Annotated in this window: 24 protein-coding genes and 1 tRNA gene; 18 read left to right on the top strand and 7 right to left on the bottom strand. The window is 60.3% G+C overall.

The window, feature by feature from the left end:
* Positions 1-67: 67 nt before the first annotated feature.
* The 13 genes from eutM to F8N36_RS02715 all read left to right on the top strand — a co-directional run bounded on the left by eutM (position 68) and on the right by F8N36_RS02715 (position 8,468).
* Positions 68-355, top strand: a complete 288-nt coding sequence (gene eutM / locus F8N36_RS02775; RefSeq protein ID WP_291331212.1) for an ethanolamine utilization microcompartment protein EutM — start codon at positions 68-70, stop codon at positions 353-355.
* 224 nt (positions 356-579) lie between these two features.
* Complete coding sequence (locus F8N36_RS02770) at positions 580-1,263, top strand: phosphate propanoyltransferase (RefSeq protein WP_291331211.1); 684 nt, start codon at positions 580-582, stop codon at positions 1,261-1,263.
* A 2-nt stretch (positions 1,264-1,265) separates the two neighbouring features.
* Positions 1,266-2,087 carry an ethanolamine utilization protein EutJ gene (eutJ, locus tag F8N36_RS02765; RefSeq protein WP_291331210.1) on the top strand — a complete coding sequence of 274 codons (822 nt, stop codon included), beginning with the start codon at positions 1,266-1,268 and terminating at the stop codon, positions 2,085-2,087.
* 28 nt (positions 2,088-2,115) lie between these two features.
* Positions 2,116-2,709: a hypothetical protein gene (locus F8N36_RS02760; RefSeq protein WP_291331209.1), complete on the top strand. Its 594-nt coding sequence runs from the start codon at positions 2,116-2,118 to the stop codon at positions 2,707-2,709.
* Between the two features lie 7 nt (positions 2,710-2,716).
* A complete protein-coding gene (locus F8N36_RS02755) occupies positions 2,717-3,004 on the top strand; it encodes a EutN/CcmL family microcompartment protein (protein ID WP_291331208.1) in 288 nt (95 codons plus the stop codon).
* 2 nt (positions 3,005-3,006) lie between these two features.
* Positions 3,007-3,606: a BMC domain-containing protein gene (locus F8N36_RS02750; RefSeq protein WP_291331207.1), complete on the top strand. Its 600-nt coding sequence runs from the start codon at positions 3,007-3,009 to the stop codon at positions 3,604-3,606.
* Between the two features lie 11 nt (positions 3,607-3,617).
* Positions 3,618-3,938, top strand: a complete 321-nt coding sequence (locus F8N36_RS02745; protein ID WP_291331206.1) for a hypothetical protein — start codon at positions 3,618-3,620, stop codon at positions 3,936-3,938.
* Between the two features lie 79 nt (positions 3,939-4,017).
* Positions 4,018-4,302 (top strand): BMC domain-containing protein, encoded by a 285-nt coding sequence (locus F8N36_RS02740; protein WP_291331205.1) that lies wholly within the window; start codon positions 4,018-4,020, stop codon positions 4,300-4,302.
* 78 nt (positions 4,303-4,380) lie between these two features.
* Entirely contained in the window at positions 4,381-5,487 is a 1,107-nt protein-coding gene (locus F8N36_RS02735; protein ID WP_291331204.1) for a 1-propanol dehydrogenase PduQ, read from the top strand.
* A 246-nt stretch (positions 5,488-5,733) separates the two neighbouring features.
* Complete coding sequence (locus tag F8N36_RS02730) at positions 5,734-7,068, top strand: 4Fe-4S dicluster domain-containing protein (protein ID WP_291331203.1); 1,335 nt, start codon at positions 5,734-5,736, stop codon at positions 7,066-7,068.
* A gap of 3 nt (positions 7,069-7,071) precedes the next feature.
* On the top strand, positions 7,072-7,623 hold the full coding sequence (locus F8N36_RS02725) for a BMC domain-containing protein (RefSeq protein ID WP_291331202.1): 552 nt from the start codon (positions 7,072-7,074) through the stop codon (positions 7,621-7,623).
* Positions 7,624-7,683: 60 nt separating this feature from the next.
* On the top strand, positions 7,684-8,031 hold the full coding sequence (locus F8N36_RS02720) for a BMC domain-containing protein (RefSeq protein WP_291331201.1): 348 nt from the start codon (positions 7,684-7,686) through the stop codon (positions 8,029-8,031).
* A gap of 17 nt (positions 8,032-8,048) precedes the next feature.
* Positions 8,049-8,468, top strand: coding sequence for a EutP/PduV family microcompartment system protein (locus F8N36_RS02715; RefSeq protein ID WP_291331200.1), 420 nt, complete (start codon positions 8,049-8,051; stop codon positions 8,466-8,468).
* Positions 8,469-8,742: 274 nt separating this feature from the next.
* Here F8N36_RS02715 and F8N36_RS02710 read toward each other — a convergent pair.
* From F8N36_RS02710 to F8N36_RS02695, 4 genes are all read right to left on the bottom strand, one after another.
* A tRNA-Thr gene (locus tag F8N36_RS02710) sits at positions 8,743-8,818 on the bottom strand.
* Between the two features lie 115 nt (positions 8,819-8,933).
* Positions 8,934-9,533: a ribosome biogenesis factor YjgA gene (yjgA, locus tag F8N36_RS02705; RefSeq protein WP_291331199.1), complete on the bottom strand. Its 600-nt coding sequence runs from the start codon at positions 9,531-9,533 to the stop codon at positions 8,934-8,936.
* 10 nt (positions 9,534-9,543) lie between these two features.
* Positions 9,544-10,437, bottom strand: a complete 894-nt coding sequence (locus F8N36_RS02700) for a 4-hydroxybenzoate octaprenyltransferase (RefSeq protein WP_291331198.1) — start codon at positions 10,435-10,437, stop codon at positions 9,544-9,546.
* A gap of 9 nt (positions 10,438-10,446) precedes the next feature.
* Positions 10,447-11,280: a MogA/MoaB family molybdenum cofactor biosynthesis protein gene (locus F8N36_RS02695; RefSeq protein WP_291331197.1), complete on the bottom strand. Its 834-nt coding sequence runs from the start codon at positions 11,278-11,280 to the stop codon at positions 10,447-10,449.
* 262 nt (positions 11,281-11,542) lie between these two features.
* On the opposite strand from F8N36_RS02695, the gene queF reads away from it, so the two are divergent.
* The 5 genes from queF (at position 11,543) to F8N36_RS02670 (ending at position 17,679) form a co-directional block, all read left to right on the top strand.
* Positions 11,543-12,046, top strand: coding sequence for a preQ(1) synthase (queF, locus tag F8N36_RS02690; protein WP_291331196.1), 504 nt, complete (start codon positions 11,543-11,545; stop codon positions 12,044-12,046).
* Between the two features lie 154 nt (positions 12,047-12,200).
* Positions 12,201-13,928, top strand: a complete 1,728-nt coding sequence (murJ, locus tag F8N36_RS02685) for a murein biosynthesis integral membrane protein MurJ (protein WP_291331195.1) — start codon at positions 12,201-12,203, stop codon at positions 13,926-13,928.
* A gap of 40 nt (positions 13,929-13,968) precedes the next feature.
* Complete coding sequence (locus tag F8N36_RS02680) at positions 13,969-15,120, top strand: hypothetical protein (RefSeq protein ID WP_291331194.1); 1,152 nt, start codon at positions 13,969-13,971, stop codon at positions 15,118-15,120.
* Positions 15,121-15,129: 9 nt separating this feature from the next.
* Positions 15,130-16,500, top strand: a complete 1,371-nt coding sequence (gene ftsY, locus F8N36_RS02675; protein ID WP_291331193.1) for a signal recognition particle-docking protein FtsY — start codon at positions 15,130-15,132, stop codon at positions 16,498-16,500.
* A 54-nt stretch (positions 16,501-16,554) separates the two neighbouring features.
* A complete protein-coding gene (locus F8N36_RS02670) occupies positions 16,555-17,679 on the top strand; it encodes a glycerol dehydrogenase (protein ID WP_291331192.1) in 1,125 nt (374 codons plus the stop codon).
* Between the two features lie 107 nt (positions 17,680-17,786).
* On the opposite strand, the gene clpB is transcribed toward F8N36_RS02670, so the two are convergent.
* From clpB to F8N36_RS02655, 3 genes are all read right to left on the bottom strand, one after another.
* A complete protein-coding gene (gene clpB / locus F8N36_RS02665) occupies positions 17,787-20,390 on the bottom strand; it encodes an ATP-dependent chaperone ClpB (protein ID WP_291331191.1) in 2,604 nt (867 codons plus the stop codon).
* Positions 20,391-20,471: 81 nt separating this feature from the next.
* The gene (locus F8N36_RS02660) at positions 20,472-20,789 is read right to left on the bottom strand and encodes a chaperone modulator CbpM (protein WP_291331190.1); all 318 of its coding nucleotides are present in this window, start codon (positions 20,787-20,789) and stop codon (positions 20,472-20,474) included.
* Between the two features lie 140 nt (positions 20,790-20,929).
* Positions 20,930-21,892, bottom strand: a complete 963-nt coding sequence (locus F8N36_RS02655; protein ID WP_291331189.1) for a DnaJ C-terminal domain-containing protein — start codon at positions 21,890-21,892, stop codon at positions 20,930-20,932.
* Positions 21,893-22,100 lie beyond the last annotated feature (208 nt).

Raw genomic sequence — 22,100 nt, 5'->3', positions numbered from 1 at the left:
TGCCGACAGGCCATGCCTGACTGCATCTACCCAAATATATTGCACATAAATTAAAGGAGATACCACTATGACTTCCTCTTCCAACGCTCTGGGCATGATCGAAACCCGTGGCCTCGTCGGCGCTGTCGAAGCCGCTGATGCCATGGTGAAAGCCGCCAACGTTACCCTTATCGGCCGCAGCCAGGTGGGCGGCGGTCTTGTTACCGTGATGGTGCGCGGCGACGTGGGCGCGGTCAAGGCCGCTACCGACGCTGGCGCTGCTGCCGCCAAAAAGGTCGGTGAGCTTGTGAGCGTGCATGTCATCCCCCGCCCCCACAGCGAAGTGGAGATGATCCTGCCCACCCGCGAGGCCTAGAACCTCTGCCGCAGCCCGTTTTTGCAAGGCGAAGTTAATCATCCTACCCCCCTTCGCCCTGTAACCTGTTAAGGCTGTAATAGGTACGTGGTTCTGGCCCAAGGGCCGTGCGGCCTCTGCCCCAGGGGCGGAGGCCGCACACAGGGGAGCTGCACGCGTGCAGCGCCCGCGCATTATCCCGGTATGGCCGCCTTTACGCGCAGCTGGCCGGATGTGGAGCCAAGATGAACAATCAAGTGATAAACGAACAGACCGTCAGAACCATTCTGGCGGACGTGGTGCGCAAGGCTCTGGCTGGGCAGGGCGCACAGGCATGCAGCGCGCAGATGCACGCCGGGCCTATCCCGGTGGAAATTTCGGCGCGGCACGTCCATTTGAGCAACGATGACGCCATCGCACTTTTTGGCGAGGCCCTTCGGCCTGAGCGTCCGCTTTCACAACCTGGGCAGTTTTTGAGCTCCGGGCGTGTGCGCCTCATCGGCCCCAAGGGCGTCATGGACAAGGTTGCCATTCTCGGCCCTTCACGCGGTGTTTCGCAGGTTGAAATTTCCAAGACCGACGCGCGCATTCTGGGCATTGACCCGCCCGTGCGCCAGAGCGGCGACATCAGGGAAACCCCTGGCGTCATTCTTGCCTCGGCCACCGGCATTGTGGGGCTCGAAACCGGCGTTATCGTGGCCGCCCGCCACATTCACATGCACACAGACGATGCCCGCCGTTTTGGCCTCAAGGACAAGGACATGGTTGATGTGCGCCTTGAAACCGAGCGTCCCATGATTCTCGAAAATGTTCTGGTGCGCGTCAGCGACGATTTCAAGCTGGCCATGCACATTGATGCGGACGAGGGCAACAGCTCTGGCTGGAAGCCCGGCACCAACGGAACCATCATCGGGCACAGCAGGGGCTGATCATGGATTTTACCGCCGCCGACAAACTCATGGCCGAGCTGGAACAGCGCCGCCACACCCCCCTTGAGGTAAGCCCTTCCGAGCCCCTCTATGTGGGTGTTGACCTTGGAACCGCCTACATCGTTGTGGTGGTTGTCAATGCCGCCAAAGAGCCCGTGGCCTGCGCCATGCGCTTTGCCCAGGTGGTCAAGGACGGTCTGGTGGTTGACTATTCCGGCGGCATGCGCATTGTGCGCGAGCTGACGCAGGAACTGGAAGAACGCCTTGGCCGCAAGCTTGAAAAAGCCGCCATCGCCGTGCCCCCCGGCACGAGCGAGCGCGACTGCGCCACCCACCGTTACGTTGTGGAGGGCGCTGGCTATCAGGTTACTGCCCTGCTGGATGAGCCCACGGCGGCCAACAGCGTTCTCAACGTGCGCGACGGGGCCATTGTGGACATTGGCGGCGGTACAACGGGCATATCCGTGCTTGAAAAGGGCAAGGTTGTCTACGTGGCCGACGAACCCACGGGCGGAACGCACGTTTCGCTGGTGCTCGCCGGCAACTACGACATCACTTTTGAAGAGGCGGAAGACCTGAAAAAAGATGCCGCCCGCCAAAAGGAAATTCTGCCCGTGGTGCGCCCCGTGGTGGAAAAAATGGCTTCCATTGTCAAAAGGCACATCGAGAGCCGCAATGTGTCCGCTCTCTACCTTGTGGGCGGTACCTGCTGCCTCGAGGGCATGGAAGGCGTGATTGAAAAATATACTGGCGTGCCCACGTTCAAGCCCGCCAATCCTTTTCTGGTGACGCCCCTGGGCATAGCCCTCAACTGCAGGGATTAGTGCAGGTACCGGGCGAAAGGACAGAACCATGGCTGTGGATACCAAAACGCTTATAGCCGCCATCGTGAGCGAGGTGCTGCACAGGCTGGAAAAACCAGCCGGGCCTGTGGCCCTTGTGCTGGCCCCGGCAAGCGACGGGCTTACGAGCGAAGTGCAAAACCGCCTGGGCGGCAACGCGCAGGTGTACTTTCAGGGCAACGAGCCCTCTGCGCAGCCAGACCTGTACGTGCTGCCGGAACTTTCGTGCTCTGATACGGCAGATCTGGCCGTGGGCCGGGGGGGCAGCATTGCCCTGCGGTCGGTGCTCGATCTGCTCATGCAGGGCAAGGATGTGCGCACCCTGGGCTTTGCCTGGCGCGCCCATACGCAAACAGCGCCTTACGCCCTGCGGCGGCTGTATGAAGGCTATGTGGCAACTCTTGCAACCTACGGCCTGACCGAGCTTGCCGCTCAGTCGCCCGAAAGCGTCAGCGTGCCGCATACGCCGGTAACGGCTGAACATGTGACTATGGCCGCCGCTAAGGGCGCACGCGTGTTGCGTGTACCCCATTGCGCTGTGGTTACGCCTCTGGCTGAAGAAGCCGCGGCAGACCACAATATGACCATTTTGAAGAATCTGTAGGTGCCACATGCTGATAGGCATTGTTGTCGGTAACGTTTGGGCCACCCGTAAGGAAGACTCCCTTAACGGACTGAAGCTCATGGTGGTGCAGCGTCTTGACCTTGCGCACAACAAGCTGGCCGAAAGCTTTGTAGCCGTGGACTGCGTTGGTGCCGGTATCGGCGAACGCGTTCTCATCACCACGGGCAGCTCTGCGCGCAAGGCCCTGTATAATCAGGAATCGCCGGTAGACGCCGCCATTGTGGGTATTCTTGATCAGGAAGAAATGATGGGCAAGCTGCCGGAGGTCAATTAGCAATGGATACCCTTGGCATTGTGGACAGCCGCAGCATCGCCGCTGGCGCAGAACTGGCTGACATCATGCTCAAGGCTGCGCCGGTCGTACTGGTGCGGGCCTCTGTTGTCTGTGCCGGGCGTTTTCTCATTCTTGTGGAAGGCGATCGCGAGGCCGTGGAAACATCGGTTCGCGCCGCTGTTGATTCTGGCTGGCATCTGGCGGGCAGTTACGTGGTTTCGCACGTGTCGCCGCAGGTGTTGGGTGCCTTGCGCCGCGAACCGGTGCAGCCGAGAGGCCGCGCACTTGGTGTTATTGAATGCCGCAACGCCGCCGACGGCGTTATCGCCGCCGACGGGGCAGTGAAGCGGGCCGACGTGGCCCTTGTGCGCATGGTGCTGGGCCAAGGCATTGGAGGCAAATCCTACTTTGTCCTCACCGGCGATGTGGAGGCAGTGCGTGAAGCTGCCGCTGCTTCTGCCGCCATTCTGGGCAAAAGCCTGTTGCAGCAGGTGGTTATTCCGCAACCTGATCCTGCTGTAACAAAGGCACTGGCGGGTATGGCCGCCCATAACGTCAGTCAAGCATCCTCCGCCAGGCGCGAGAGCCCGGCTGAGGGATAGAAGAGGTATGTATGGGCAAGACACTGATAACACTTGATAATATTGATGAATTTGTCTGCTGCGGCAAGCTTGCCATGGACAGCTCCAAAATTATCACCGCCGGTGCGCGCGACGAGTTGATCAGGCGCGGCATCGAGGTGGTTTACGGCGAGGCGGAAGGCCAGTGCTGCTGCCACGAACAGGCGCACGCGCCCCACGAAGCCCAGTACGACGAAGAACTGCTTGTGGGCGTTGCCGCCATTATCCGGCAGCACTACGGCATTACCGACCCCGAAACGTTGAAAAAGGTCACGCTTGAAACCGTGGCCGCCATCGGCAAAGACCTGCACTAAATCAAACCTGCGGCCCCCGTGGCCGTTGCAAAATTCCGGCTCAGCCGGATGAACACACCCTTGAGGTAAGGAGACAACAATGGCGACGATGACTGACGCATTGGGCATGATTGAAACCCGTGGTCTTGTGGGCGCCGTGGAAGCGGCCGATGCCATGGTGAAGGCCGCCAACGTGACCCTGATCGGCCGTGAACAGGTTGGTTCTGGCCTGGTGACCGTGATGGTGCGTGGCGATGTGGGTGCCGTTAAGGCCGCCACCGATGCTGGTGCTGCCGCCGCTTCCCGCGTGGGTGAGCTGGTGAGCGTGCACGTGATCCCCCGTCCCCACGAAGAAGTGGAAATGATTCTGCCCAAGCGCAAGTGAGAACCGGCCTTCGGAGAGACAGGTGTACGGTAACGCGGAGACCAGCCCGTGGTCTCCGCGCAAACCGTGGAGGATAAAGTGACCCAGTTTTATGGAAAAACGAAGATCTGCTATGGCCCTTATGCTCTGGAAACGCTCGAATCGTTTCCGGCGCGGCACGCCTTTGTGGTAACAGACCCATTCATGGTCAAGAGCGGCTTTGCCGATCAGGCCATCAGCCACCTGAAGCGCAAGGGTATTGGCTACAGCGTTTTTTCCGGTGTGGAGCCTGACCCCACGCTGCAGGCCGTGGTTGAAGCAACGGGGCATTTCCTGCGCAGCAGGTCAGACATGATTGTTGCCCTTGGCGGCGGTTCGGCCATCGACATGGCCAAGGCCATCGCCTACTTCGGTAACAAGGCCGACGGCGGGCGCAAGGCGATGCTGGTGGCCATACCCACCACCAGCGGCACGGGGTCTGAGGTAACGTCCATTGCGGTAATAACCGACAAGGCCAATGCCGTAAAAATTCCGCTTAATGATGAATCTCTCATTCCTGATGCGGCCATTCTTGATGCCCGCTTTACCCGCACGGTACCCCCGCACGTCACTGCCTCAACGGGTATGGACGTGCTTACCCATGCGATAGAGGCCTACACCTCGCGTTACAGCAACGTATTTACGGCTATTTATGCCGAAAGGGCCATCAGGAACGTATTCAACTACTTGCAGCGTGCATATGACCACGGCGACGACATGGTCGCGCGCGACAACATGCTGATCGGTTCGTGCATGGCCGGTCTGGCGTTTACCAACAGCGGGCTGGGCGTCACGCACAGTCTGGCCCACAGCCTTGGCGGGCAGTTCCACATTCCGCACGGTTTGGCCAATGCGGTGCTGCTGCCCTATGTTATCAGCTTCAACAGCTTTGACGCTGGCGTAAAATACCGCGAAATCGCTGAAATGATCGGTCTGCCCTCGGCAACAGTCGAGGAAGGCACGCGCAACCTCGTCAATGCCGTGCGCGACCTCAACACCGCCATGCACATTCCCGCACGCGTGCGGGAGCTCAAGGTGGACGAACAGGAATATCACCGTGGCCTTGAGGCCATGGCGGCCAACGCTCTTGAAGATATCTGCACGCGCAGCAACCCCCGGCTGCCGTCGCGCGATGATCTTGTATTGCTACTCGAGAGCGCGTGGTAGCTTTTTGCCGCATTGCAGGCAAAACGGCCTTGTAAACGCCGGTCTGGCTGGAGAAAAACAGCCCGGCCAGACCGGCTGGCAGGCCAGAAGTTGAACGATACCAGGTTGACTGATCTGTGTTCATGAGCTCAGAAGCCCCACTCGCCAGCGCGCACTGCGATAGTGCGCCCGCTGGTTACGGTGAAGCGTTCTTGAACCTGAAAGCAGGCCCCCATCAGTCAATCTGCTTTAAAGGAGAGAACAGTCATGGGAAAACCCATAGTTGAGGCCATCCGCGTTGCCGGTGTTGTTGGCGCGGGCGGAGCAGGCCTGCCAGCACATGTGAAGGCAGACGCCACGGCCCAAACGGTACTGGTGAACGGGGCTTCGTGCGAACCCCTGCTCATGAGCGACCCTTTCCTCATGGAGACTCAGGCAGATACGCTGATGCGGGGCCTGAAAACCATGATGGACTGCACTGGGGCCGCCAACGGCATTATCTGTCTCAAAGGCAAGCACGCAGGGGCCATGCGTAGTGTGCGTGAAGCTGCCGACCGACTGGGCGAAGGCCGCATTTCGGTTTTTGAGCTGGGCGATTTTTACCCTGCCGGCGACGAGCAGGTCATGGTGTATGAAGTGCTGGGCAAGGTAGTGCCAGAGAGGGGTATTCCCCTGCAGATCGGCGCTGTTGTCAGCAATGTGGAATCACTTTGCAATGTTGCCCACGCCATGGAAGGCGCACCCGTCACCCACCGTTACCTTACGGTAGGCTGTGAGGTTGCCCGCCCCATGGTGGTGCGCGTGCCTGTAGGCACGCTGGTTTCAGATGTGCTGGCCTTTGCGGGCGGCCCCACCATCAGCGAGTACCGCGTGGTGGACGGCGGCCCCATGATGGGCCGGGTTCTGGCCGATGCCCAGCAGTCTGTCACCAAGACCACCAGCGGCCTGCTGGTGCTGCCGCCCGACCATAACGTGGTGGCGCGCAAGGTCATGGATCCCGCCAAGGTGCGGCGTATCACCAATACCGTGTGCTGCCAGTGTTCGCAGTGCACAGACATGTGCCCCCGCAGCCTGCTTGGGCACAGCCTGCACCCGCACAAGCTCATGCGGGTTCTGAACGGCCAGACTCTTGAGCAGCCCGTGGCCAAAGAGGCCCTGCTGTGCTCCGAATGCGGCATCTGCGAAAAATTTGCCTGCCCCATGGGCATTTCGCCCCGCGAAGTAAACGCCCTGCTGAAAAAAGAGCTCATGGGCGCAGGCATCAAATGGGAATACGACGGTCACCCCCTGACCCCCTCGCGTTTCAGGGATGAGCGCCGCATTCCCACCAGCCGCCTTGTCAAAAGGCTTGGGCTGGCCGGGTACGAAGCACATCCGCCTTTTGTGGGTGATTTTGAACCGGCAGAAGTACGCATTCCTTTGCGCCAGCATATTGGCGCGCCCGCGGTGGCCGTGGTCAGCGCAGGGCAGAACGTAAAGGTTGGCGATGTTATTGGCGAAATACCTGAAAAAGCCATGGGCGCGCGCGTTCACGCCAGCATCAACGGCGTGGTCACGGCAGTGGAAAACGGTATGGTAACCATCAAGGGGCAGGGCAGGTAAACAATGAAATTACGTACTATAGGCTGTGTTGAACTGAGCAGCATCGGCATGGGCATGCAGACTGCGGACGAAATGGTCAAGGCTGCCAATGTGGAACTTGTCATGGCTCGTACCACCTGCCCGGGCCGCTATCTTATTGTTGTTACCGGTGACACTGGCGCAGTGACGAGCTCCGTACAAACAGGTTTGCACCTGGGAGCGGACATGGTGGTGGATTCGTTCGTGATCCCCAATGTGCACGAAAGCGTCATTCCGGCCATGAATGGAACCGCCATTCACGACCGCATCAACGCGCTGGGCATTATTGAAACCTACACTGCCGCATCCTGCGTACTGGCGGCCGATGCAGCTGCCAAGGCCGGTGAGGTCAGCCTGCTTGACCTGCGCCTTTCGGCCGGGCTTGGCGGCAAGGCCTTTGTGGTCATGACCGGCGAGGTCAGCGCCGTGCAGTCTTCGGTGGACGCTGGCGCGGCCAACGTGACCGACGGCGGCCCCGTGGTGAGCAAGATTGTCATTCCCTCACCCAGCGAAGATCTGAAACGGCAGCTGCTGTAACCCCCGGCAAGCCGCAAGCAAACCGCAGGTTAGCCGCAAACGATGGCGGAGACAAAGCCCATGGAAGAAGTAAAGCAGCGCGTCATTCAGGAATATGTGCCAGGCAGGCAGATAACCCTGGCGCATCTGATAGCCAGCCCCCAACGCGATATTTACATCAAGCTGGGGCTGGACGACGAAACCGCCACGGCCATTGGCATTTTGACCATCACACCCAGCGAGGGCGTGATCATCGCCGCCGACATTGCCACCAAGGCCGCAGCGGTGGGCATTGGCTTTCTTGACCGGTTTGGCGGTTCGCTGCTGCTTACCGGCGACGTTGCCAGCGTAGAGGCCGCCCTGCGTGAAGTACTGCGCTATTTTGGCTCGGTGCTGCACTACGACCTGACAGAACTGACCCGTTCATAGGCTGTATGCACCGCGTAATGCTGATTGGAGAAAAGGGCGTGGGCAGGCGTAGTCTTGTCCACGCCTTGGGCTTTGCGCCGCCTGCTGGTCTGTGCCCGCTGGCGGTGGAATACGCTGGCCCTTTTGTGTTGCCGCCAGCAGAATTTATGGAAAACAGGCGGTTTTACCGCGCCCTCATTACCTCTGCCATGGAGTGCCGTACCCTTGTTTTTGTGCAGGATGCCACCCGTGCAACCTCTGCCTTTCCCCCCGGTTTTGCGCGCACCTTTAACCAGCGCGTGCTGGGCCTCATTACCAAGCCAGACAGCCCCAGGGCCAACACTGCCCGCGCAGGGCGTTTTTTGGCCAGCGCCGGGTTGCAGGCTATCCACACCGTAAATATTCTTGAAGGTGCCGAAAGTGCGGCCATGAAAGAGTTTGCGCGGGAGATATTCTGACTTGCGACAGAACTAACCGCAGCACAGCAGATATCAGCACTCCTGACGGAGCGTAGGCCAGACTTTGCGGCCTTACCTGCGTACTTTTGCGTAATGATGTAAAAACCCCGCTTGCGGGGTTTTTGTCGTTTATTGGGGCGCTGCCTGCTGATGCACAGCGAGGGGGATTCGTATTGACAGCTTCGGCGTAAAGACCGGCATGCGGCGAACTGGGGACAAACTGGGGACGAAAAAAAAGGACTTGCGGGTTTATCCGTAAGTCCTTTGATTTTTGTGGAGCCCTTGAGCAGGATTGAACTGCTGACCTCATCCTTACCAAGGATGCACTCTACCGACTGAGCTACAAGGGCGTCGTAGCAACGAAGAAGGTTTCTATACTAACACCCGCTGACCGTCAAGTATTCCTGCGCAATTTTTTTATTTTTTTATAATTGCGCGGGTTACGCTGGTTTTTGGGCAACCCTCTTAGCCCAGCATGCCGTGAATGGCGCGAAAGAGAGCCCGGCGAGCCTGGGGAGTTGTGTTTTCTGCCGCTTCCTTGCGGGCGGCTGCGGCCATGATGCGCAGCTCATCTGCCCCAAGGGGCTTTTTACCCGACCTGATGTCCGCTTCTTCCGTGGCATCTGATTCGGGCTGCGCTGGTCTTGCGGCAAGCAGGGTGTCAATCAGCCCCGTGAGCTCTGCCTCGTCGGCAGTCAACAGCCGGTCGCGCCATTGCTCTGCCTTGTGCAGGGCGGCGGTGGCTGCCGCAGAAACCTCGCGGCGCGCATCCAGCATGGCCCGGATGGGCGCTGGATTTATCTCGCGCATGACACGGCCAATGAACTGCATCTGGCGGCGGCGGCCTTCGTGGTCGCCTATACGGGCGTAAAGTTGCAGTGCTTCCTTGAGGTCTGCGGGCAGGTCAAGATTTTTGACCTCCTGCGGGCCAAGGCGCGTCAGCTCCTCGCCCATGTTTTGCAAGGCAATGCTCTGGCGTTTTTTTTCAGAGCGGCTTGGCGGCAGGGAATCAAAGCCCTCGGCCTCGTCGCTGTTCTTCCATTGATACTGTTTTTTGCGCGGCATGCCGCCTCCGTCAGATGTAAATGCCCAGCAGCACGCCGATCAGCACGACCGGCGAAATGATGCCGTTGAGTGTAAAGAAAGCCGTATTCACGTGGCGCAGGTCCTGGGGCTTCATGAGCCTGTGTTCCACCAGCAGCATTACGCTGATGCCAAACCATACAATGTACCACGGCCAGGAAAGGTTTGCGGCATAACCCGTCAGGAGCAGAAAGATGGACGTCATGGCGTGAGAAAAAGCCGCCAGCGTCAGGGCCGTATCTGCTCCAAGGGTGGCAGGCACGGAGTGCAGCTCAAAGGCCACGTCAAAATCCATATCCTGAAAGGCGTAATAAATATCAAAGGCGGCCACCCAAAAGGTAACAGCCCAAAACAGCAAAATGGGCGCAAGACCAAGGCTTGAAGGATTGACCGAAAGCCAGCCCGCCAGCGGGGCCAGCCCAAGGGTTGCCCCAAGCCAGAAGTGGCACAGGGCCGTAAAGCGCTTGAGCAGGCTGTAAATGGCAGCAAACAGCAGCGCAGGTACGGAAAGCCACAGGCAAACCTTGTTGAGCGCGGCGCAGGCTACAATAAAAATCACGGCCATGAGCGCGCAGAATGCCCAGGTCTGCTTTTGGCTGATTACGCCCGTGACAAGGGGGCGCTGCTGTGTGCGTGGGTTGTCGCGGTCAAAGGGGAGGTCGGCCAGCCGGTTGAAGGCCATGGCAAACGAGCGTGCCGCGATCATGCCAATGGTCAGAAAAATCAGGCTGCGGGCAGAGGGTACCCCCCGCGCGGCCAGAAAAGCCCCCGCCCAGGCATAGGGCAGCGCAAAAACAGAATGCTCGATCTTGATCATCCGGCAGATGTCGCCAAACTGGCCAAAAGGCGTGGAAAGCCTGGTGCCGGAGAGCGAAAAAAAGCGCATGTGTTCTCCTTAACCGCCGCAATCGGCGGGGTCGCCCTGCAACTTGGCAAGGGCGTGGGGCAGGGCGGGCAGCACGGCGGCAAGGTTTTCCACAACGGCCTTGCGGCTGCCCGGCAGGTTAATGATGATGCTTTGCCCCAGCGTACCTGCCGCCGCACGCGATATGACAGCGTGGGGCGTTTTGGCAAGGCTGGCGGCCAGCATGGCCTGTGTAAAGCCCGGTAGGGGCGTATCAAGCAGGGCGGCAGTGGTTTGCGGCGTTATGTCGCGCGGCGAAAGCCCCGTGCCACCCGTGGTGCAGATAATGTCAAAGCCCATGCTCAGTGCCAGGTCTGTGAGCAGGGCGCGCAGCTGGTCCGGTTCGTCGGGCAGCAAAAACCCCTGGCTGTGGCAGAGCGGCATGGTGGAACCAATCATTTCGGCAATGGCCGGGCCGCTCAGGTCAAGCCGCTGGCCCCGCGCGCCCTTGTCGGAAAGGGTCACCCATGCAAGGCTGTGGCCTGTTTTTCTTGTAGTCACTTCCAGCGGGCCTTCGGGCAGGTCGGTAAGCGCCGTAAGCAGCAGGCACTGCGCCGCGTGGGCCGCCTGCCAGGGTTCGTCTCCTTTGCTGCCAAGAGCTGCCATGGAGGGGGGCAGGGGCATCCAGGTTCGCCCGGTGACCTTGAGCAGGGCCGTGCCGCAGGCCCCGCAAAAGCATGTACCCACCCTCAGGTGCGGCACTGCCCATGGTTCGGGCGTCATGAGGCCGTGACTGCGGCAAAAATCTGTATCCGTGGCGGCAACAGGCAGTAGGGGCAGGCATTGGCCCCGCTTGCAGGAATGGACATGCAGCAGGATGTTCATACTATGCTCCGTGAACTGGCCGATGGAGTGCAATCGGATTGGAGTGGGGAATAGAATATTGTAGCCGCAAGCGCAATGGGTTACAAGTCCGATACGCGCCCGGCTCCACGCCATGCTCTGCTGGCGACTCAGGCTTGCGCGTTTGCATTTGTGCGCCGCCAAGGGCAACCTTTTTTTGCGCATGCGCCTTTGCCGCACCGCACCGGGCGGCCCCCCACGCTGTGTTGCAGCGTTATTTCCCGTGTTATTTAAGGAGTATCCCATGAGTACCCGCAGCCAGGATCAGACCCAGGACCTGAAGGTTCTCGGCACAGGCCGGCTTCAGTCCCCAGAGGGTGGCCCCAGCGTAGCCTTGCTGGAGGCCTTTCCCAACTGCTTTCCCCAGCGCCCCTACGTGATCAGCATCAGCTTTCCCGAATTTACTTCGCTGTGCCCGGTGACCGGTCAGCCCGACTGCGGCACCATCACCGTGGAATATATTCCCGATGAGCTGTGTGTGGAGTCCAAGAGTTTCAAGCTCTATATGTTTGCCTTCCGCAATCATCAGTCCTTTATGGAAACCATCACCAACAACGTACTGGAAGACCTGCGCACAATTCTTAACCCCTGCTGGTGCAGGGTCAAAGGGTTGTTTGCACCGCGCGGCGGCACTCGCATCCACGTTTTTGCCGAACTGTTCAAGGACGGCATGCCCGAAGAGCAGAACCGCCTTGTGCGCGAAGCCGTGGCGGCGTGGAAGTCTGAACCCGATCCGCACCGTCCGTAGGATTCTGGCTGCTTGCTGCTCCTGGCTCAAGTGTTGGTCAGAAGCAGCAAGCGGCTTGCATACCATCTGCAGGGGGCGAGGCTGATGTGGGCGTACTGCCCGGTTGCCCTGCAGTTCAGGCCCTCAATTTTTCGCAAGGCTGAAACGAGGAAGAATGATCGCTTCTGAAAGCGGCGACACGCACGGTCAGCCCGGTTCACAACCCGGCTCGCAACAGGGCGGCATTGCCCGCACGGCGGCCCTGTTGGGCGGCTTTGCCCTTGTTTCGCGCGTGCTCGGTCTTTTGCGCGATATGAGCATGGCCTGGCTTGTGGGAGGCGGTGCAGCAGCCGACGCTCTGGTGGCGGCTATGCGCCTGCCCCATGTGCTGCGCCGCATGCTGGGCGAGGGCTCGCTTTCCATGACCCTCACAGCCAGCCTTGTGCACCTTGAGCGCCTTGGCGTGGCGCAAAGTCATGCCGCCGGTTTGCAGCGCAGCCGCAGCATGCGCCTGCTGGCTCAGGCTCTGGCCACACGGTTGGGCCTTGTGCTGGCCCTTATTACCGCCCTTGGCATGGTTGGCTCTCCCTGGCTTGCCGAAGTGCTGGCCCCCGGTTTTTACGGGCCAGAGCGGCAGGAGGCCATATACCTGCTGCGTATCTGTCTGCCCTATACGCTGGCGGCGGGTATGGCGGCCCTTGGCATGGCCCTGTTGCACAGCCTTGGAGTGTTCTGGCTGCCTGCGGCTTCCCCTGCCTTGTTCAACATTGTTATTCTGCTGTTTGCCGCAGCTGCGGGGCTGGGCCTGTTGCCTGCAGCGCCCGCGCTGGCCGTGGGCATGCTGTGCGGCGGCCTGGCCCAGTGGTTTGCCCAGTGGCTGGCCGTGCGGCGTCTGCTGCCGCCTGTGCATGCTCATCGGGCTGCCAGCATAGATGCTGGTCAGGACAAAGAGCAGGCTGCGCTGCATTCGCGTGCGGCATCCCTCGCATGGAAATGCCTGGGCCGTCTGCCCGCAGGGTTGCTTGGGGCCTCAGCCCCGCAGCTGGCCATGCTGGCGGCCATGTCGCTGGCATCAAGCCTTGGGCGCGGGCAGGTTGCCGCCCTGTATTATGCCGAGCGCCTGCTGGAGCTGCCTCTGGGGCTGGTGGGCGTGTGCCTTGGTATGGCAAGCCTGCCAACCTTGAGCCGCCTTGCTGCGGCCAAAGATTTTGCCCTGTTTTCCGATCAGCTGCGCACGGCGCTGCGCCTGACCCTGCTGCTGAGTCTGCCCGCTGCCGCTGGGCTGTGGGCTGTGGGGCCTCGCCTGGTTGAAGGCTTGCTGCGCCATGGAGCCTTTGGCGACAACGCAGCCTATGAAACAGGGCTTGCCCTGTGGGCCTATCTGCCGGGTCTGCCCGCCTTTGCGGTCAACCGGTCGCTGCTGGCCGCATGCAATGCCTTGGGCGAGGTGCGGCGCACTGCTGTCAGCGCTGTGTGGGCCGTGGTAGCCACGCTTGCGGTTGGGGCGGCACTGGTCCATAGTCTTTCGGGCAGCCTTGGGGTCATGGCTCCAGCGCTGGCCGTGAGTCTGGGTTTGTGGCTGCAATGCGGCTTTTTGCTGTACATACTTGCCAGCAGCCTGAAAAAGAATTCATTGGGCGCGGCAACGGGCCCATCTGCGGGACTGGCCTGCCTGCCCGGCGCTGCCTCTGTGCTGCGGCAGTGCGCGGCTGCGGCGGCCACAGCTCTGGCAGCGTGGCAGCTGCTTGAGTGTTTACGCGGTTACGGCATCTGGCTGGAGCTGGCCGTGGCCATTGCTGGCGGTGCGGCGGCCTGGCTGCTATGTCTACTGGCCCTGCGCGATGGCGATGCTCTTGTGGCTGTCCGCGCGCTGGTACACCGTCTGCACGGCAGACCACACTAACAGTAAGGAGCGCGGGGATGCGGTTCTCGCGACAACGTGTATGGCCCATATAAATCATGTTATGCGCCGCAGGCTGGCCCTGATTGTCTGGGCCGCCGCACTGCTGCTGTTCCTGCTCATGGGCGTGTGGAACGTCAATGAGGACAGACAGGAGGCCGAAAACCGTCTTGGCAGCGATGCCGGGCGCATGGCGGCGCAACTGGCGGCCCTGCTTTCGTTGCCCGCCTGGGAGCTGGACGAACTGGCCGCGCGCACCATTGTTATGGCCGCCATGGCCGACGAATCCATCTATGCCATCAAGGTGCAGACCAACAAGGGCATGCTGGAAGGGCAGCGGCGCAACTATCAGTGGGAACCCGTGCCGTGGGATGATGAAATTCCCGAAAACAGCGTGCAGGGCATGAACCCGCTCAAGATGGAAGGCCGCCCCGTGGGCTCGGTTGAAGTATACCTTTCGCCCCGCATCACTGATGAAGATCTGGCGCAAAAGGCGCGCAGGGAAGTGGCGCGGTTCAGCCTTTCTGCTGTTTTTTGCACGCTGGTGTTGCTGCTTTTGCTGTGGCACTGGGGTGATCTGACCCGCGTGCGGGTTCTGTTTTTTGTGCGCACACCATTTCGTGCGGACGCGTCAAAACAGGCGGATTCTGCTGTCGCGGCTTTGGCTGGCGAAGGGCAGACATCTGTTCCTGCTCCTGCTCCCGACCCTGCGCCTGCCGTTGCCCCTGCTCCGGCTGGTGGGGTAATGCCAGCGGTAGAGGCGCAGACAGAAATGGCAACTGCCGATATGACACCCGCCCCGCAGAGCGACGGCATTGCGGCAGGCACAGTTATAAGCGCGGAGCTTGGCCGCGCCTTCTTGCTGCGCAGGCCTGAAGCCTGGCGCATCACCGCAGGATTGTTTGGCAGAACCTTTGCCTGTGCACCAAGTTTGCTGTTGCGGCTTTACACGGCAGAAGACGCGGAAAACCTGTGCCGCCTTGGGCGGATACTGGAAAAAGCAGCGCCCTGCGTAGGCGCGGAGCGGTTGGCCTCTGCCGCACACGCCATGCAGTGGGCCGTGAATGATGCGGATGCCGCGGTTGCGGCTCAGGCCGTGGAAGAATGCGTGCTGGCGCTGCGTGAAGTGCTGGAAGCCCTGGAAGGGCAGCCTCGTAAGGAAAGCAAGCCCTCGGTTCAAGAGGGTGGAAGATAAGGAGATAGTATGGGTTTTTTTTCAGCCATTAAAAAAATGTTTGGCGGTGCGGAACAGGCCGATGCCACCGCTCCACAGCAAGACGTAGACGCTGTAAAATCTGGCGAAGAAGCCATTGCCGAAGCCGCCGCGCCAGAAATGGAGCAGGCGGGGCAGCCCCTTGTGGTCAGCCCCGCAGATGAAGCCCTTACTTTGCGCCTGCGCGAGGCGGAACCCAGACTTTCCGTATGGCTTGGCATTGTGCTTGAAGGCGTGGATGAAACTGGCGACCTGCTGTGGCAGCGTCTGTTCTTTTTGCTGCGCGCCCTTGATGCCCCGGAAGCCGAAGCCCAGAACTTTGTGCGCGATTTTCAGGAATGGCTCACCCGCATGGGTTACCGGCAGGTGGAAGAATTCCGCTCTGAATTGCAGTACCGGCTGGCTCTGGCTTTGGATATGGAAGACGAGGAAGACGAGCGCAACCGCCTTTTTCTCAAGATCAGCCAGGGGCTTTCGCGCACGCGCGAGCAGTTTGCCAAGGGGCTGGACGCGCTGTTTGCCGGGCACGGCGAACTCAACGACGCCTTCTGGGAAGAGCTGGAAGAACTCTTTATCATGGCCGACCTTGGCTACGAGCCTTCCATCGAGCTGGTTGAACGCCTGAAAGAACGCGCCCGCAAGGAAAAAGTTACCGAATCCGTCAAGGTGCGCGAACTGCTCATGACCGAGGTGGAAGAGATTTTTCGCGCGCCGCGCCGTATTGCCGCCGTTAACCCGCCCGAAGTGGTGCTGATGATCGGCGTCAATGGCGTGGGCAAAACCACCACCATTGCCAAGCTGGCTCACCGTGACCGCATGCAGGGCAAAAAGGTGATGATTGCCGCAGCCGATACATTCCGTGCGGCCGCCATTGAGCAGCTGCAGGTATGGGCGGGGCGCGTGGGCGCGCTGTTCCATGCGCGTACCGCCGGTTCCGACCCCGCAGCCGTGGCCTACGAGGCCATGGACCGCGCTCTTCAGGAAGGCGTTGACGTGCTCTATGTGGACACGGCAGGCCGCCTGCAAACCAAGGTCAACCTGATGGAAGAACTGACCAAGATCCGTCAGGTGCTGGGCAAAAAACACGCGGGGGCACCGCACCGCACCATTCTGGTGATCGACGCCACCACCGGGCAGAACGCCCTTTCGCAGACCAAGCTTTTCAAGGAAGCCGCAGGCATCGACGAGCTCATTCTCACCAAGCTCGACGGCACGGCCAAGGGTGGCGTGGCCATTGCCGTGGCCATGCAGCACCACCTGCCCATCACCTATGTGGGCCTGGGCGAAAAGATGGAAGACCTGCGCCCCTTCAGCGGCGAGGACTACGCCCGCGCACTGCTGGGAGTGAAAACAGAAGCCTAGGGGCAACCGCCTCTAACCTGCAATGCCGGCCACAAACCGGAAGCGGAGCATGCCATGAGAAGAGCGTTTATCTGTCCGTCCAAGTATGTGCAGGGCGAAAACGAACTGCTCAATCTGGGGTATTTTGTGCGCCAGTACGGCACTTCGGCCCTGCTGGTAGCTACAAAGAGCAGCGTCAGGCGGGTGCGCGAGGCATTGGACGCCACAGCGGCAAAATTTGGCGTTACCTTTGTGGAAACGGACTTTCAGGGCGAATGCTCGCGCGATGAAATTGCCCGCCTGGGCGATCTGGCCCGCAAGCATTCCTGCCACTGCACCGTTGGACTTGGCGGCGGCAAGGCTCTGGACACGGCGCGCTGCGTTGCGGCAGGGCAGGGGCTTATCGTGGTGCCCACCACTGCGGCCACAGATGCGCCCACCAGCCACTCGGCGGTCATCTACAAACCCAACGGCGAAATGGAAGACTACGCCTACTTTCCCCGCAATCCCGATGTGGTGCTGATGGACGTTTCGATCATAGCAGTCTCGCCGGTGCGTTATCTGGTTTCGGGCATGGGCGATGCGCTTTCCACCTATTTTGAGGCGCGGGCCACCCGGCGCTCGTGTTCTGCCGTCAACGCGGGGCTGCCCTGCGGCGCACGCACGGGCGACTGCCCGCCCGCAAGGGGAACCCTTGCCGCGCAGGCTCTTGCCAGCACCTGTTACCGCACCCTGCTGGAAGATGGCTACAAGGCAGTGCTGGCCTGTCAGGCTAAGATGGCAACCCCTGCACTGGAAAACGTGATCGAAGCCAACTCGCTGCTCTCTGGCCTTGGCTTTGAAAGCGGCGGCCTTGCCGCTGCCCACGCCATACATGATGGTCTCACCGCGCTGGAAGAAACCCACGCCTACCTGCATGGCGAAAAGGTGGCCTTTGGCACCCTGGCCCAGCTGGTGCTGGAAAACGCGCCCACCGAAGAAATTGAAGAAGTGCTGGAATTCTGCACCTCGGTGGGCCTGCCCGTGTGCCTCAAGGACATTGGCGTTACCGATATCAGCGCAGAAGACCTACGCAAGGTGGCCCGCAAGGCCTGCCTGCCAGAAGAATCCATTCATGGCATGCCCTTTCCCATTACGGAAGAAGGCATTGCCGCAGCCATCTTGTCGGCAGACGCCTTGGGCAACGCCTACAGAAGTTAGACACATCCGAGGGGCAAACCCGCAAGGTGAAATTGTCATTAAAAAAGGGGGATTCCTGTTCAGGAATCCCCCTTTTGTCTTTGGGTTGGCTGTCAGCCTTGTGCCGCTTATGCGGTGCGGAATTGCAGGCTGCCGTCTGCCGCGTCCACAACCACGGTCTGGCCGTCGCGAATCTTGCCGCCCACCAGTTCCTTGGCCAGCGGGGTTTCCACGGCCTGTTGCACATAGCGCTTGAGGGGCCGCGCGCCGTACACCGGGTCGTAACCGGCATCGGCAATAAATTTGCGGGCCTCGTCGGTAAGCTCAAGCCTGATCTTGCGGTCTTCAAGCCGCTTGCGCAGGCGGTTGACCTGAAGATCCACAATGCGTGCAATCTGGTCGCGCCGCAGGGGCAGAAAGACCACGGTTTCGTCCACGCGGTTGAGGAATTCGGGGCGGAAGTGCGCCCGCAGTTCCTCCATGACCCTTTCTCTCGCGCCTTCCTTGAGCGTGCCGTCGGCAGAGATGCCGTCCAACAGATGCATGGAGCCGATGTTGGAGGTCATGATGACTATGCAGTTGCGAAAGTCTACCGTGCGGCCCTGGCTGTCTGTCAGGCGGCCATCGTCCAGCAGTTGCAGCAGGGTGTTGAACACGTCGGGGTGCGCCTTTTCAATTTCGTCAAACAGGATGACGGAATAGGGCTTGCGGCGCACTGCCTCGGTAAGCTGACCGCCTTCGTCATAGCCCACGTAGCCTGGAGGCGCACCGATGAGCCGCGAAACAGAGTGTTTTTCCATGTATTCGCTCATGTCGAGGCGAACCATATTGTCTTCTGTATCAAACAGGGCTTCGGCCAGAGCCTTGGAAAGCTCGGTTTTGCCCACGCCCGTGGGGCCAAGGAAGATAAACGAACCCGTGGGCCGCGAGGGGTCGGAAAGTCCCGCGCGGGCACGCAGCACCGCATCGGCTACCGCTGTAACGGCCTCGTCCTGACCCACAACCCGCTCGTGCAGCTGGTCGCCAAGACGCAGCAGTTTTTCGCGCTCGGATTCGAGCAGGCGTGTAACGGGAATTCCCGTCCACTTGCCCACAATTTCGGCCACGTCGTCGGGGCGCACTTCTTCCTTGAGCAGGCGCGGGCCTTCGCTTTCGGCTCCCGGGCCAGATGCGGCAGCCAGCTTCTTTTCCAGTTCAAGCAGCCTGGAGTATTTGAGCTCGGCGGCCTTGTTGAGGTCGTATGCTCGCTCTGCCTGCTCGATAGCCAGCTTGGTCTGTTCGATCTGCTCCTTGATTTCACGCACATTGTCGATAGAGCCTTTTTCGCTCTCCCACTGTTTGCGCATGTTGGCCTGCTGCGCGCGCAGGTCGGCCAGCTCGTTTTCAAGCTTTTCAAGGCGTTCGCGCGAGGCGGCGTCTGTTTCGCGGCGCAGGGCTTCTCGTTCGATTTCAAGCTGCATGACCTTGCGGTTCACTTCATCCAGATCTGCGGGCAGCGAATCAATTTCGGTGCGGATCATGGCTGCGGCCTCGTCGATGAGGTCGATGGCCTTGTCCGGCAGCTGGCGGTCGGTGATGTATCGGTGCGAAAGGACCACTGCCTCAACGATGGCCGAGTCGCTGATGCGCACGCCGTGGTGCACCTCAAAGCGTTCCTTGAGCCCGCGCAGAATGGAAATTGCGTCCTCCACCGTAGGTTCTTCAACCATCACGGGCTGGAAGCGGCGTTCGAGGGCCGGGTCTTTTTCAATATACTTGCGGTACTCGTCCACCGTGGTCGCACCGATGCAGTGCAGCTCGCCGCGCGCCAGCATGGGTTTGAGCAGGTTGCCCGCGTCCATGGCGCCTTCGGTCTTGCCCGCGCCCACGATGGTGTGCAGCTCGTCGATGAACAGGATGATCTGCCCGTCGCTCTTTTCCACTTCGTTAAGTACGGCTTTCAGCCGTTCTTCAAACTCACCACGGTATTTGGCACCGGCTATAAGCGCACCCATGTCGAGGGCAAAGAGCTTGCGGCCCTTGAGGCCCTCCGGCACGTCGCCCTTCACAATGCGGAAGGCCAGACCTTCCACAATGGCGGTTTTGCCCACGCCCGCCTCGCCTATAAGCACCGGGTTGTTCTTGGTGCGGCGCGAGAGAATGCGGATGACGCGGCGAATTTCGGCATCGCGGCCAATGACCGGGTCCATCTTGCCCTGACGGGCGGCCTCCACAAGGTCGCGAGCGTACTTGGTCAACGCCTCGAAGGTGTCCTCGGGGGTGGCGCTGGTCACTCGCGCACCGCCGCGCAGCTCTTCCATGGCTGCCACAAAGCGGGCTCGGGCGATCTTGTATTCCTTGAACACTTCGCCAAGGGGCGAGGAGGGCGAAACATCGGTCAGCGCTGCAAACAGGTGGTCTACGCTGACGTATTCGTCCTTCATGCGGTTGGCTTCGTTCTGCGCGTCGCCCAGAATTTTTGCCAGCCTCTGGGTAATCATGATCTTGTTGGGATCCATGCCGCCGCCAGAGACAGAAGGCCGTTTGCGCAGCGCCCCCTCAATGGCAACACTGAGAGCCTTGGGCTGTACGCCCATCTGCTCCAGAATGCGGGGCACAATGCCTTTTTCTTGCTGCACAAGGGCAAGGGCCAGATGCTCGGCGTCTGTTTCCTGATGCCCCATGCCTGCGGCAATGCTTTGGGCCTGACCTACAGCCTCGCGGGCTTTATCGGTAAATTTGTTGATATCCATAAGCTTCCTCCACCTTGTCCGCGCGGTGGCGGACGAAATTTCTGTTATTTCTGGCCGGGAGGCTGCATGCTCTCAAACCGGCTATTCTTCTTCAAAATGCTGTAATCTTCGCACGTGTCTTTCGAGGGAATCGATGCGTTCCAGAAGATCCACGATGATGGTGCCGCCAAGCACGGGCAGCTCAAAGTCGCAGCATATGCGCTCAAGCTTGCGTACCCGGTAGATGTCTACATCGCGAAAAAGGAAGTCTTGCGCCGCGCTGGTGCGGGCTTCTATCCAGCCAAGTCCCAGAAGTTCCTGAAGCCGTTCGGGCGCTATGCCCGTGGCTTCGATGAATTCCTGCCAGACCATGACCGTTGAAGGCACGGGCAGTGAAGATTTTTTTGGGGTCATGCTCATTTGTGTCCTCCACCAGTAACCGTATCGGTTGCCGCCTGCGGCGGCGCCGCTGGAATACGCATGCAAACCCTGTGTGCAGCCGCTGGGGTGTGCCCGCTGGCGGCTGCCAGATGTGATCTGTTCAAGCCTTGGGGCGAGTCTTACGAGCGGGCCTTGAAGGCCGAAATTTCGGCCAGCTTGCTCCACAGTTCGCGTTCTTCGTCAGTAACCTGGGCGGGAACCCGAACCATGATTTTTACCAGCAGATCGCCGCGCTTGTCGCCAGCGCCCAGGCCCTTGCCGCGCAGGCGGAACTTGCGCCCTGAGCTGGAACCGGCGGGAATCTGCATTTCTACGCTGCCCTCAAGGGTGGGCACTTCAACCCGTGCGCCCAGGGTGGCCTCCCACGGGGTCAGGGCAAGGTCGCATTGCAGGTTATCGCCATCCACCTTGAAAACTGAATGGGGCAGATAGCGCACACGCAAAAACAGGTCGCCCGGCGTGCCGCCCGGTGCGGGGTCACCCTGACCGGCGAGGCGCAGCTTTGCACCTTCGCGTATGCCAGCGGGCACGTTGACCTCTAGGGTTTTTGCACCAGCGGGCATGTTGATGGTTACAGAGCGCGGGCCGCCGCGCAGCACTTCTTCAAGGCTCAGACCAAGCTCTGCCTCTACATCGCGGCCACGCCGCTGGCGCGACGAAAAACCGCCAAAGGGGTCGGGCCCAAAATTGGCCCCTCTCCCGGCGGCCTGACCGCCAAAGGGACCGCCAAACTGGCCTCCGCCGCCAAACAGGGTTTCAAAAAAGTCTGAAAAGCCCGAACCGTCGAAGTTTTTGCCGTTGAACGTAAAATGCACATTCTCAAAGCCCGGTTCGCCCTGAAACTGCTGGCCGTGCTGCCAGTTGGGGCCAAGCTGGTCGTACAGTTTGCGCTTTTCCGGGTCTTTGAGCACTTCATAGGCTTCGTTGATTTCCTTAAACTTCTCCTCTGCCTGCTTGTCGCCGGGGTTGAGGTCGGGGTGGTATTTGCGGGCCAGCTTTTTGTAAGCCTTGGATACTTCTTCAGCTGACGCTGCGCGCTCTACTCCCAGAAGTTTGTAATAATCCTTGTACGATACTGCCATGATGCGTGCTCCCCGTCGGGTCGTTTCCTTGACGTGCGTCCAGAGTACACCTGTTCGCGCCGCCTGCCCATTAAAAGTAATGCAGGGCCACGCATCGTCAATAGGTAAATGACGTGTTTTTGTTGGGATTAGTCAGATGTTTCCACAGATATAAACAGGAGCCCCCCACTGCCCGAAAACGGGCAGTGGGGCGAGGCCGGTTTTGTGT

Source organism: Desulfovibrio sp., from assembly GCF_009712225.1.
In the GTDB taxonomy this organism is placed as follows: Bacteria; Desulfobacterota; Desulfovibrionia; order Desulfovibrionales; family Desulfovibrionaceae; genus Desulfovibrio.
Note: the sequence above shows the minus strand (reverse complement) of the source record. Positions and strands in the feature narration are given on the sequence as shown.